Below are 12,296 nucleotides of genomic sequence, written 5' to 3' on the forward strand. Positions count from 1 at the left end.
GCCGGAACATCGTGGTGTGGCAACGAGTCCACGCGGCGCAGGCACACCGGGCAGGGTGCGCCCGGCTCCAGGTCGGCCGCGAGCGCCACCGCACGGTGCGCGCGGTCCGTCGCCGCCTGGCCGGTTTCCGCCTCGGCGAGCGCCCGCTCGGCGGCGGCCAGTTCCGCCGCGGCGGCGGTCTCGGCCGAAGCGGTCGCGTCCTGTTCGCCGCGCGCCCGGTCCAGCCGGGCACGCAGCGCCGCGTCCCTGCGGTGTGCCTCCCGCCAGCCGCGCAGGGTCGCGAGGTCGGTGAGCCCGGCGAGGTCGGCCTGCGCCTGCGCCTCGGCCCGGTCCGCGGTGGCGGCCTCGGCGGCCCGCCGGTCGATCTGCTCGTCGGCCACCGCCAGCCGGGCGGACAGCGCGGCGACGTCGCCGGGCACCCGCAGCCCGGCCAGCTCGGTCAGGGCCGCCCTGGCCGACTCGGCCGCGCCGTTGGCCTCCTTCCACCGGTCCCGCAGCTCCGCGATCTCGGCGACCACGGTGTCCACTTCGGACACCAGGCCGGCCAGTTCGGTCACCCGCGCCTCGGCGGCGGCGATGTCGGCGGCGGTGACCGTGCCCAGCTCGCCGAGCCGCTGCTCGGCCATGGCGAGCCGGCCGGCGGCGACCTTGGCCCGTTCCCGGGCCCGCTGGCCGATGGCCTCGTACACGCCGTAGGCCAGCAACTGGCTGAGCAGGTCCTGCCGGTCGGCCGGTTTGGCGTGCAGGAACTCGGCGAACCGGCCCTGGGGCAGCAGCACGCACTGGGTGAAGTGCTCGTAGCCGATCCCCAGTAGCTCGCTCACCCGGGCGGTGACCTGGTCCGGGCCCTCGACCAGTTGCTCGACGCTGGCTTCCAGGATCTTGGCGAGGTCGGCGTCGGCGGGCACGCTCGGGTCGAGCCGGTCCAGCCGGGCCTCCTTGGTGTGCACCTGGCCCCGGGCGTCCCGTCTGAGCTGGCGCACGGCGGCATACCGGGCGCCCGCCGCCTCGAAGACCAGGCCCACCCGGCACTCGGCGGTGGACGGCGCGAGCGCGTTGCGGATGACGTTTCCCTTTCCCCACCGGGGAACGGTGCCGTACAGCGCGAAGCACAGCCCGTCGATGACGGTGCTCTTGCCGGAGCCGGTCGGCCCGGTCAGCACGAAGAAGTCCACATCGGACAGATCGATCTCGGTGTGCTCCCGGTAGCTGCCGAAGCCGTCGAGCATGAGCCGCAACGGGCGCATCAGGACCCGCCTCCGATCGCGTCCTCGTGCAGGTGCGCGAACAGCGTCGTCAGCCGGGGATCCTCGACGTTCTGCTCGGCGAGGAACGCGGCGAACAGGTCGGCCGGCGAGCGGCCGAGCCGGCTGGGCACCGGGCCGTTCTGGGCGGCCGGCCGGAAGTCCGGGTCGATCTGCACCTCGAGCACGCCCGGCAGCTTCTCGCGCACCGCGTCGGCCAGACCGGCCCGGGCCTTCTCGGCCAGCACCACCCGCAGGAACGCCTCGCCGGCCTGCTCCCCCTCGGCGATCACCTCGTCCAGCGTGCCGCGCAGCGTCCGAAGTGGACGGCCGCCGCGCACCGGAACCGGACGCACGGTGGCGCGCCGGTCCGGGCTCGCGGTGACCACCAGGGCGACCGGCTCGTTGGCCTCCTCGCCGAAGTCCAGCGCCAGCGGCGATCCCGAGTAGGCGATCGGGCAGGGTCCGTCGATCTCCTGGTAGCGGTGCAGGTGGCCGAGCGCGACGTAGTGCGCGCTGGCCGGGAAGATCGTCGCCGGCAACTCGTAGCCGAGCAGGGTCTGCACCTCCCGCTCGCCGCCGCCGCGCCGGCCGCCGAGCAGAGTCGCGTGGGTGGTCACGATGTTGACCGTGTCGGATGTGAAGGCCGAGCTCAGCATGCCGACCATCGCCTTGACCTGCCGGGCGTAGTCCAGGCCGTGCTCATGGCTTTCGTGCAGCACCACCTCGGCCGCCCGCACCGCGAACCGGGTGGACACGAACGGCAGCACGGCGATCCGGGCCGTCTCACCGGACGGCGCGGTGATGGTGACCGTGCCGCCGCTCTCGGGTCGTTTGGGCGAGCCGACCACGTGCAGGCCCAACTCCCCCAGCACCGGCCGGTACACCTCGTCGACCAGCCGCTGGTTGTCGTGGTTGCCGGCCAGGACCACCACCTGCCGGCCGGATGAGCGCAGCGCCAGCAGGGTGCGCATCACCAGCGCCTGCGCCTGCGGGTTCGGCGTCGCGGTCTCGAACAGGTCACCCGCCACGATCACCGCGTCGACGTCCTCCGCATCGGCGATGCGGACCAGGTCGGCGAGCACGGCGCGCTGCTCGTCCAGCCGCGCCTGGTTCTTCAACACCTTGCCCACGTGCCAGTCCGCGGTGTGCAGGATCTTCATGCCCTCAACCTTCTAGAACGGCGGCGGGTCGTCGGCGCCGGCGCCCGGGATGGTGGCGAACGGGTCGGCCGGCACCGCCGGTCCGCTGTCCACTCCGGTCCACGTCCCGGTCTCGGCCGGGCGGGTGGCCCAGGCGGGGAACGGGAACTCGACCGCCAGCGGGACCGGGATGTCCGGCTGCGCCACGAACATCGTTCCGGGCTTGGCCAGCGTTGCGCGCTGGCGCTGCATCGGCGGCAGGTAGCCGTACTCGGGCCGGGACGCCTCGGCCGGGTCCAGGCGCCCGGCCACCCGGATCGAGCAGTTCGCCACGATCCGCCGCTCCACCTCGCTCGCGGTCTGCTGGGCGCCGATCAGGATCACGCCGAGCGAGCGGCCGCGCTCGGCCACGTCCAGCAGGATCTGCTTGATCGGGCTGTCGCCCTCCCGCGGCGCGTACTTGTTCAGCTCGTCGAGCACGATGAACATCAGCGGCCGGGCGCTGCCGGCCGACTCCTTGCGGCGGAACTCCTGGCGCAGGCTCACCCCGACCACGAACCGCTGCGCCCGGTCCGGCAGGTTGTGCAGGTCGACCACGGTGACCTGGGCGTTGGCGGTGGTCAGCGACCGGCCGCCGCGGTCGCGCAGGTCCGCCCGGATGATCACCGACAGCGGCCGGACCGCCGAGCGCAGCCGACGCAGGAAGGCGTTCACGCTGCCGATGGAGGTGCTGGCCGGCACCCAGTCCCGCCGGGTGTCCTCGTCGGTCAGCTCGTCCTCGATCAGCCCGACCAGCTTGCCGAACGTCGTGATCGGCCCGCCGTTGCGGGCCTCGACCCCGCGCACGGTCACCGCGCCGTCGGGGCCGGCCTTCGTCGCGTCCCGGCGCAGCCGGGCGGCCACCTGGCCGATCAGCATCGTGTACTGGCTGCGCTCGTCCTCGCCGTCGGCGAACACGAACGGCATCAGCTCCTGCTCGCAGAACTCCGCGATGGTCCAGTAGAACGGGCTGACCGCGCGGTCCCGGGCGCGCACGTCCGGGGTGCCGCTGGCGTCGCCGGGCCGGGGCGGCGCGAACACCTGCACGTTGCGGAACGAGGACGCGGGCAGCCCGAGGAGCCCGTACTTCGCCCGGAACTCGTGCGTGAGGCGGGAGTTCTCGTAGTCGAGGAACAGCAGGTCCTCGCCCTTCACGCTGAAGATCAGCGCCTTGGTGTTGTGCGCCTCGCGGTCCAGCACGCCGCTGTTGAAGATCGAGTGCAGCAGGAAGGTGGCGAACGAGGTCTTGGTCGCGATCCCGGACACGCCCGAGATCGACACGTGGCCGCCCCGGGTGCCGTCGACGAACTCGAAGTTGACGTACACCGGCTGCCCGTCGCGGCCGAGCCCGACCGGGATCCTGGCCTCGGCCATCGTGTCGAAGTACAGCGCGCTGTCCCGCTCGGTGCCGCTCGCGCGGCGCACCGGGGTGCCCGGCCGGGGTGGCACGTAGACCTCGGGCTCGACCCGGGTCACCGTGACCTCGGCGACCTCGCTCACCTCGGCCGGCAGCGCGCCCTGTTCGATCAGGAACACGTCGGAGGCGTAGCGCGCGCCCTCGTGGCCGGCCTCCACGTTGGTCACCACGCCGGCGATCCGCACCACGGTGCCGTCCGGGAGCGGCCGGTCGGTCACCACCACGTCGTCCAGCTGCAGGAACTGGTCCGGCGCGATCCCCACCGAGAACTGCAGCGGGCTCGCCGCCACAGTGCCCACCACCAAACCGACTGGCTCCGTCACGAGCCAGGACTCTATATACCTACAGTTCGCGGTTGTCGAAGACGCGCTGCGTCTTGCGCTCGCTGCGGGGCAGGGCGCCCGGCGGGACCAGTTCGACCTCGACCCGCAGGCCGATCTTGTGGTGCAGCCGTTCGGTCAGCTCGCCGGCCAGGCCGGGCCGGTCGGGCGCCTCGATCCGGATGGTGAGCGAGTCGCGCCCGGCCGCGTCCCGGTTCACGTGCGCCTGGAACTCCGGGCCGGCGTCGGGCACCTCGGCCAGCACGGTGTCGACCTGCATCGGCAGGAAGATCACGCCCCGGATCTTGATCTGGTCGTCGGAGCGGCCCTGGATGCGGCCGATCCGCGGGTACGGGCTGCCGCACGGGCACGGGTCGGGGTAGAGGAAGGTCAGATCCCTGGTGCGGTACCGGATCAGCGGCGTGGCCTGCTTGGTCAGCGTGGTCACCACCAGCTCGCCGGCCTCGCCCGCGGCGACCGGCCGGAGGGTGTCCGGATCGACGATCTCGGCGTGGTAGTGGTCGCTCCAGATGTGGATGCCGTCGTGCTGCTCGCACTCCACGCCGGTGCCGGGCCCCCACAGCTCGGTCAGCCCGTACAGGTCGAAGGTCGTCACGCCCAGCAGCGACTCGATCCGGCGCCGGGTGCCCTCGCCCCAGCGCTCCGAACCGGTCAGCACCACCCGCAGCGCCAGCTCCGGCCGCAGTTCCCGGGCGGCGACGAGCTCGGCGAGCAGCAGGGCGAACGAGGAGGTCGCGCCGATCGCCGTGGTGCCCAGCTCGCGCATCAGCTCCAGCTGCAGCTCGGTGTTGCCCGGCCCGGCGGGGATCGCCATGGCGCCGATCCGCTCGACGGCGGCCTGGAACCCGACCCCGGCGGTCCACAGTCCGTAGCCCACCGCGAGCTGGATGCGATCCTCGTCGGTCAGCGTCGCGTAGGTCAGGCAGCGGGCGAACATCTCAGTCCAGTCGTCCACGTCCTGGGCCGTGTAGGCGCAGATCGTGCGCCGGCCGGTGGTGCCGGACGAGGAGTGGATCCGCACGATGTCCTTGGCCGGCACCGCGGCGTAGTCCAGCAGCGGCGTCTCCCGCAGCTCCTCCTTGGTGGTGAACGGAAGTCGGGCCAGGTCCGCCGGCCCTGTGATCATCTCCGGGCTCACCCCGGCGGCTTCGAGCTTGTCCCGCAGATAGGCCGAACCGGCCATCACCCGCTCCAGCATCGCCCGCAGCGCCGCGGGATCGAGGCCGTCGCGGACGGTAGTTGACTGCAGGGTCGTCATCTACTCACCACCAGTAATCGAGGACGGCCATTTATACCGCAAGATCACTTCCAGGCAAGCTATTGTGTTGACCCATGACCCTGACGCACAGTGCGCGCGCGATCATCGTCAGTAACAACCAGCTCGCCCTGGCCGAGCTGATGCCCGGCGATCGGGAGACCGTCGACTCGCAGTGCGACCTCACGTTCGACTTCGACCACGACGACCGGCCGGTGCCGTGGGAGATCACCACCCAGTTCGCGGCGCTGCTGGAGTTGCCGAGCGCCGAGCTGATCGGTTACCTGTGCTGGCGCCCGATTCCCTACCTGCCCTCATTGTGCGGAACGACCTGGAACCTCGGCATCGAGCTGATCCCGGGCGGACGCGGCCGCGGCGTCGGCGCGGCCGCCGGGATGCTGCTGATCCAGCATCTGTTCGCCAGCACCGAGGTGGACCGGATCCAGATGATCGTCGAGGCGGACAACGTCCCCGGCTGGCGTGCGCTGGAGAAGCTCGGGATGCACCGGGAGGGGGTGCTCCGGCAACTCGGCAAGCGGGCCGGCAAACGCCGGGACATGTTGTGCTACAGCCTGGTTCGCTCGGATCTGGTGGCGGCCGACGAGCCCCGGCGGACCCTGGCCCGGCACGATGGCCTGGTCCTGGCCGAGGCCCGCCCGAACGACCGCGCCGCGCTGCCCGACCCGTTCGGCGCCGACCCCGACCCACGGATCTCCCCCGCCGTTCCACCGGTCGTGCACCGCGGCGCCGTGCTCGACGCGGACACCGGAAAACTGCTCGGCACGGCCGACTGGCACGCGGTGGACTACGGACCGACGCTGGCCGGCACGGCCTGGAACGTGTCGGTCGCGGTGTCACCGGAGGCGGCACCGGGCGCCTACCGGCTGCTGGCCGGGCATCTGTTCGGCAGCACCGGAATCGACCGCATCGAGAGCCGGGTGGACGCCGACGACCCGACCGCCGGCCGAGCCCTCGAGGCGGCCGGCTTCCGTTGCGAGGGCACGATCCGGGGCGCCCGCAAGCAGGGCGGCCAACGCCAGGACCTGGCGCTGTACGGGCTGCTGCGCACCGACATCCGGTAGCCCACAGGAAAGCCCACCTCAGGAAATGTTGTCGAGGTGTGCGACACACAGCGCCGAGCCGAGCGGGCTGCGGGCATGTAGCACGTTGTTTGCCATACGCCGGCTGGTGATGAGGCCACTATCCCGGAGTATTCCCGTGTGGTGGCTGATGACCGCGGCTGACACGCCAAGGCGGCGGGCGAGGTCACCGGTGGTGCAGCCGTCCCGAGCCGCAAGCAGAACCTCAGCTCGCGTATGGCCGAGCAACCGGGCCAACCGCCGGTTGCTCACGCCTGCGATGCCCGGCTCCAACCAGCGGAGGTCGTGGTCGACCGGGTAGACCACGACCTGTGGCAGTCCGGGGTCGAAAATGGTGAGCGGGTGCAGCCAGCAGAAGTAGGAGGGAATGAGCTGAATCCCGCGCCCGTCGAGGTGAATGTCCCGATCCGAGGGATGGCCCGGCACCTCCAGCACCGGAGGATTCCAGCGCATCATCGGCCGGAAACTCGCTAGGAGCAGGTCGACGCCACCCTTGCGGATTGCTTGGCGACGGATGGCCAGGTCGTTGTCGACCCAGTGACTCAGGCGACTCCAGTACGGTTGGACGGCCGTCTCGTGGAATGTGCGCAGCACCTGACCGAGTTCGGTCAACGCTGCGACGCGACCGGTGGCGAGGTCGTCCACCCAGGACGCGGCGCCGGGAGTCCGCGTCAACAAGCCGAGTTCGGCATCCAACCGATGCCGCGGGGTGCGCAGTATCGCCTCGATTCCTTCGTTGACGCCAAGTGCGCCTTCCGATGGCGTGAGCAGGTCGGGGAAGTACGCCGCGTGTGGGGCGATGGGGAACAGCCGAGCCCGGACCCGGCCGGTCAGGTCAGCCTGGCGCAGCGTTTCGACGGTCCGCCGCCGCCATGGATCGAATACCGCTCGGCCATACCGGCTCTGAAGCATCTGCAGGCTGTTGACCAACTCCCACATGGAATCCGGACCGTTGGCCAGACCGGTTCGGGCCAGATCCGCCGTAGTGAAGTGAATGCGCATTCCCTTACCCCCAAGGAGCCGCCCGTGGTCGCCGTCGTGACCGGGCAATTTTCAACTCGATCAAAATATCGCGCGCACCGCGGGCGACGTGAGGTCTACTCGGAACGTAAGGTCGGGCGAGAGGGAGGAGAACGACCATGGTCCGAGGCTTGCTCAAAATCGCCGTCACGATGGCGGTCGCGGTGGCTGGATTGTCGATCCCGGCACAGCAGGCGTCCGCCGGGGGCTTTTGTGTCGAACCGTTGTGTGGCGACGTGTTCAACCGGTCCGGTAACCATGCGATCCGCATCGCCGGATGCTGGCACGACGGCAGCATCGAGCGCTGGGAGGGAGACGAACTGCCCTGCGACCCGAAGATGGACCTGCCGAACGGTCAGGATTCCGACGACTACTCCGGGTTCAACGACACCGATGCTTTTCGCGCGTTCCGCGGCTGCATCACGTCGTACGCCATCGGCGGGGGCGCCATCCGGGGGTTGGACCGCCGGGGGCGAAGCAGCCTGTGGATCCGGTTCCACAATGAGCAAAATGTAACGATCACCGGAATCACCTGTTTTAACTAGGTTTCCCGGGTGGAGCCAGCCGGTTGATGGCTGACTCGACTCCGCCCACCCGGTCGGCGAGCAGGCCCACGGCGCCCACCGCACGGCTCATCGGGTCGTCCCCGGCTCCGCCGAGCGCGCGTTCCCGCAGGTAGGCCGCCTTCACCTCGGCCCACCGGGCGGCCTGCCCGGGGGTCAGGGTGCCGCGCAGCTCGGCCAGCTTGAGCAGGTTGGCCTCGGCGCCGGAGGTCAGGGTCTGCGCCTCGCCGAGATAGTGGTCGTCGATCACCGCGTCCAGTTCGGCGTCGTTCATCACCGCGACGACCCGCTCGGCGAGCTTGTTCATGTTCCGGTAGGAACCCTGGAGCTGGAACGGCGGCTCGGTGCGCGCGGAGTCCGCCTGCGCCGCCGAGGCGATGTAGGCCTGGTTGTTGGCCAGCACCACCCGCTGCACCCGTAGCAGCTTGCCCAGCACGGCCAGGATCGCCTCCAGCTCGACCGGGGAGTACGGGTGCGACAGCTTGTCCGTGCGAACCGAGCCGTCCCCGCGCGCCAACCGGACCAGCAGCTCGAGATCCGCGCGGTCCCGTGTGGACAGTGGAGCCAGGACCGGGTTGGAGGTCAGGGAGTTCTCGATGTAGCTCAACGCGAACAGCTCATCCCGGCCGGACAGCACGTCGCCCAGGTTCCACACGTCGGCCCGGTTGGCCAGCATGTCCGGGATGCGGAACCGCTTGCCGGACTCGGTGTACGGGTTGCCGGCCATGCACACCGCGAACCGCTTGCCGCGCAGGTCGTAGGTCCGGGTCCGGCCCTGCCACACCCCTTCCATCCGGCGCTGCGCGTCGCACAGCGAGATGAACTTCTGCAGCAGCTCCGGCGAGGTGTGCTGGATGTCGTCGAGGTAGAGCAGCGCGTTGTTGCCCAGCTCCAGCGCGAAGGAGATCTTCTCGACCTCCTGCCGGGCGGTGGCGTCGGGCGCCTCGGCCGGGTCCAGCGAGGTCACCCCGTGGCCCAGGGCCGGCCCGTTGACCTTCACGAACACCAGGCCGAGCCGGTTGGCCACGTACTCCATCAGCGTGGTCTTGCCGTAGCCGGGCGGGGAGATGAGCAGCAGCAGGCCCATCTGGTCGGTCCGCCGGCCGGCGCCGGCCGCACCGAGCTGCTTGGCCAGGTTGTCGCCGATCAACGGCAGGTACACCTCGTCGAGCAGCCGGTTGCGCACGAACGCGCTCATCACCTTGGGGGTGAACTCGTCCAGCCGCAGCCGCTGCCGTTCGGCGGCGATCAGCTCGTTGCGGCGGCGCTGGTAGGCCCGGTAGCCGGGAACCCGCTCGGCGCTGAACCGGCGGATCCGGGTGAGCACCTCGTCGATCCGCAGCTCCAGGCTGCGTCCGGCGATCCGCGGATGCGCGCCGAGCAGGTTGTCCACAGTGGACGAAAGAGCGGCCGAGGAGTCGTACCGGGGCAGGTCCCGGCACAGCTCGACGGCGACCGCCTCGGGCAGGTCGGCGGAGGTCTCCCCGACGCTGGCCAGGAACGCCTCGTACCAGCCCTCGACCAGCCGGCGGCGAGCCGGCAGGTCGCCGGCCAGCGCGCGCAGGTCCTCGTCGAACTCGGCCCGGTTGCCCAGCGCGCGGTGGAACCGGTCGACCAGTGCGCGCGCCCCGGCGCTGGTGGCGAACCCCGGCGGGGTCGCGCACAGCTCCTCGAACAGGTACTCACCGGCCAGCGGATCGCCGGCCGCGGCGGCAAGTTCCGCGCACAGCTCGTCGATCGCCGTGCTGGGCCCGAACTTCGCCCGGGCCCGGCCGAGCGAGACCGCCCGGCGCCGCCAGCCCTCCCGGGTCGCGTCGTCGGCGCCGAACGCCCACAGCAGCTGGGCGGCGGCCCGGGCCGCAGGCGGGAAGCGCAGCACTCCGGCTCCGGCGTGCAGGCGCAGCAACACATCCAGGATCCGGGCCGCGTCGTGGTCGTGCACGCCGCGCTCGTAGCCCTCGTCGTAGCGGGTCTCGGCGGCGCGCCGGACCAGGTCCAGCAATGCTCCCTCGGTCACCGCCGCCTCGTGCAGGGGGTCCGGCGACGGCGCGGCGAGCAGCATGGACGCCGCCAGGTACTCCGCCCGGTACACCTGTGGCGTCTCGGAGACCAGCAGCTGGTCCCAGTACGGCCGGGTGTCCTCGAACGCCGGGTCGCCGACCGGCGAGCGGTAGTCGGAACCGGTGATGGCAAAGGACATCCGGCCGTCCTGCGGCACCAGGGTCAGGTCCACCGGCGCGGTGTTGACCGCGAAGGAATGCCGGCCGAGCCGGATCGTCTCGCCGCCGTCGGCGTAGAGGTCGATCCGGTCGCGCAGCGCCCGCCCGGCATCCGCCCGGGCCGCCTTGATCCGCCCGAGCAGCTCCTCGGCCCGCACCGCGTCGCCGAGCCCGCGCAGCTCTTCGGCGACACCGCGCACCTTGGCCACCATGGGATCGGCGGCGAAGTAGGTGTTGACCTCCTCCAGCGAGCCGATCCCGGCCACCCGCCGGTGCACGCCGGCCAGGATCCGGTCGGCCGACTCCACCAGCCGGTCGGCCCGCCGCGCCCGCTCGTCCAGCAGCGTCTGCTTGCGCCCGGAGAAGGCCTCGTAGACATCGGTGCGCTGCTCGGCGAGCTGGGCCAGGAAGTCGTCGAAATCGACGAACCGGGACTCCAGGTTCTCCAGCCGCAGCAGCAACCGGCCCAGCTGCTCGTCGCAGGCCTGCGGGGTGTCGGCGACCGCCAGCGCACCGGTGATCGCCTGGCCCAGCAGGGCGGACTCGGCGGCGAACTCGGCCCGGCCCTCGACCGCCAACAACTCGCGGCGCCGGCCGTCGAGGGTGGCCCGGGCCCGGTTGACACCGCCGAGCACCTCGCCGATCCGTTCCAGGATCGCGGTTCGCACGGTGGCGTCCACGATGTCCAGCGAGCCGACCACCTCGGTGACCACCGCGAGTCCGTCGGCCTGCTCGGTGAGCGCCTCGGCGACCGGCGCCGCGGCCGCCACCGTCGCGATCCCCGCCGCCTCGCCGGCCAGCGCGTCGAGCCGCTCGTGGTAGCCGGTGAACGCGTCCTGGCCCTGCAGGAACCGGATCGCCCGGCGGCCGGTCTCGGTCAGCTCGCCGGCAAGCTCGGCGGCCAGCCCGTCGATGCGTTCGGTGTCGGCGTAGCGCTGCTCACGCAGCGACACCAGGGAACCCTGCGCCCGGCGCAGCTCGGCCAGTTGGGAAACCCAGGCGTCGGCCGACTTCGGCGCCTCGCCGCGCACCCGGCGGGTCAGCGCGGCGATCCGCCCGGCGGCCTCGTCCACCGCGGCCGCGGCCTGTTGCTTGAGCGCCTGCACGTTCTCGAACTCGTCGAGCACCTGCTCGGCGGTGGCCCGCACGGCGGCCAGCGGGGTGCGCAGGTCGCCGAGGTCGGCCTCACCCAGCCAGTGGTAGCTGTCGAAAACCCGCGCGCACGCCGCGATCAGGCCCTCGAACACGGCCGTGGACGGCGCCATCTCGCCGATCATCCGGGTCACCGAGAGGCAGTCGGAGATGCCCCGCACCAGATCGGCGTTGCCCACCCGCTCCAGCGGCCCGGTGCCGACCGGCCGCGCCGCCACGTAGCTGTCCGAGGCGAAGGGGGTCTGCCACACCTGCATCGGGTGCACCCGGGTCGGCTCGTCGGAGGCGGCGCGGAACACCACCATCGTGCCGTCGTCGAACAGCGAGTACCCGTGGCACGGGATCGGCGTGCCGACCTCCTTGCGGATCACGTTGTAGGGCAACAGCAGCGACCGGCCCTCGCCCCGGGCGTGGAACACGTAGAGCACGTCCTCGCCGTTGGCCGAGCGCACCACCCGCTCGAACTCCAGGTCGGTGACGTCGGTGTCGAAGGTCTTGCTCACGCCGGTGGACAGGTAGTAGCCGCCCGGGAAGATCAGCCCCTGGTCCTCGGGCAGCCGCTGGCAGGCCTGTCCGATCCCGTCCAGCCTTGTGACGGACTTGGTGCGGGTGTTGAACACCAGGTGCCGCCACGCGGTCTCCTTGTACGGCCGGATCCGCAGCAGGATCAGCGGACCGACCCGGGCGTAGTGCACGTCGGCGTCGGCCAGGCTCTGCAGCGGCTCGTCCACCGGCTCGCTGTAGATGCCTTCCCCGGTCTCGGTGTTGTTCTCCACCTTGATGGTCAGCGTCCCGCCGATCGCC

Annotated in this window: 8 protein-coding genes; 2 read left to right on the forward strand and 6 right to left on the reverse strand. The window is 71.4% G+C overall.

Annotated elements, in window-relative coordinates:
* From VFO68_RS10890 to VFO68_RS10905, 4 genes are all read right to left on the reverse strand, one after another.
* Positions 1-1,247 (reverse strand): SMC family ATPase (locus tag VFO68_RS10890; RefSeq protein ID WP_325158096.1); only part of this gene is annotated, 1,247 nt, incomplete at its 3' end.
* Complete coding sequence (locus tag VFO68_RS10895) at positions 1,247-2,407, reverse strand: exonuclease SbcCD subunit D (protein ID WP_325158097.1); 1,161 nt, start codon at positions 2,405-2,407, stop codon at positions 1,247-1,249. The genes VFO68_RS10890 and VFO68_RS10895, both read right to left, overlap by 1 nt.
* 12 nt (positions 2,408-2,419) lie before the next feature.
* On the reverse strand, positions 2,420-4,165 hold the full coding sequence (locus VFO68_RS10900) for an ATP-binding protein (RefSeq protein WP_325158098.1): 1,746 nt from the start codon (positions 4,163-4,165) through the stop codon (positions 2,420-2,422).
* A 19-nt stretch (positions 4,166-4,184) separates the two neighbouring features.
* Positions 4,185-5,441, reverse strand: a complete 1,257-nt coding sequence (locus VFO68_RS10905) for a phenylacetate--CoA ligase (RefSeq protein WP_325158099.1) — start codon at positions 5,439-5,441, stop codon at positions 4,185-4,187.
* A gap of 74 nt (positions 5,442-5,515) precedes the next feature.
* Between VFO68_RS10905 and VFO68_RS10910 the strand changes: the two genes are divergently transcribed.
* Complete coding sequence (locus tag VFO68_RS10910; RefSeq protein WP_325158100.1) at positions 5,516-6,520, forward strand: GNAT family protein; 1,005 nt, start codon at positions 5,516-5,518, stop codon at positions 6,518-6,520.
* A gap of 18 nt (positions 6,521-6,538) precedes the next feature.
* On the opposite strand, the gene VFO68_RS10915 is transcribed toward VFO68_RS10910, so the two are convergent.
* Positions 6,539-7,540, reverse strand: a complete 1,002-nt coding sequence (locus VFO68_RS10915; RefSeq protein WP_325158101.1) for a winged helix-turn-helix domain-containing protein — start codon at positions 7,538-7,540, stop codon at positions 6,539-6,541.
* Between the two features lie 149 nt (positions 7,541-7,689).
* On the opposite strand from VFO68_RS10915, the gene VFO68_RS10920 reads away from it, so the two are divergent.
* On the forward strand, positions 7,690-8,103 hold the full coding sequence (locus VFO68_RS10920; RefSeq protein WP_325158102.1) for a hypothetical protein: 414 nt from the start codon (positions 7,690-7,692) through the stop codon (positions 8,101-8,103).
* Here VFO68_RS10920 and VFO68_RS10925 read toward each other — a convergent pair.
* Positions 8,096-12,296, reverse strand: a 4,201-nt coding sequence (locus VFO68_RS10925) for a DNA repair ATPase (protein ID WP_325158103.1), incomplete at its 5' end; no start/stop codon positions are given. The two genes, VFO68_RS10920 and VFO68_RS10925, sit on opposite strands and share 8 nt — an antisense overlap.

This window comes from Actinophytocola sp., assembly GCF_035712165.1.
GTDB lineage: Bacteria > Actinomycetota > Actinomycetes > Mycobacteriales > Pseudonocardiaceae > DASYTH01.

Coding starts and splice junctions, on each gene's coding strand:
- VFO68_RS10895 (WP_325158097.1), bottom strand. CDS start 2,407: ATGAAGATCCTGCACACCGCGGACTGGCACGTGGGCAAGGTGTTGAAG.
- VFO68_RS10905 (WP_325158099.1), bottom strand. CDS start 5,441: ATGACGACCCTGCAGTCAACTACCGTCCGCGACGGCCTCGATCCCGCG.
- VFO68_RS10910 (WP_325158100.1), top strand. CDS start 5,516: ATGACCCTGACGCACAGTGCGCGCGCGATCATCGTCAGTAACAACCAG.
- VFO68_RS10915 (WP_325158101.1), bottom strand. CDS start 7,540: ATGCGCATTCACTTCACTACGGCGGATCTGGCCCGAACCGGTCTGGCC.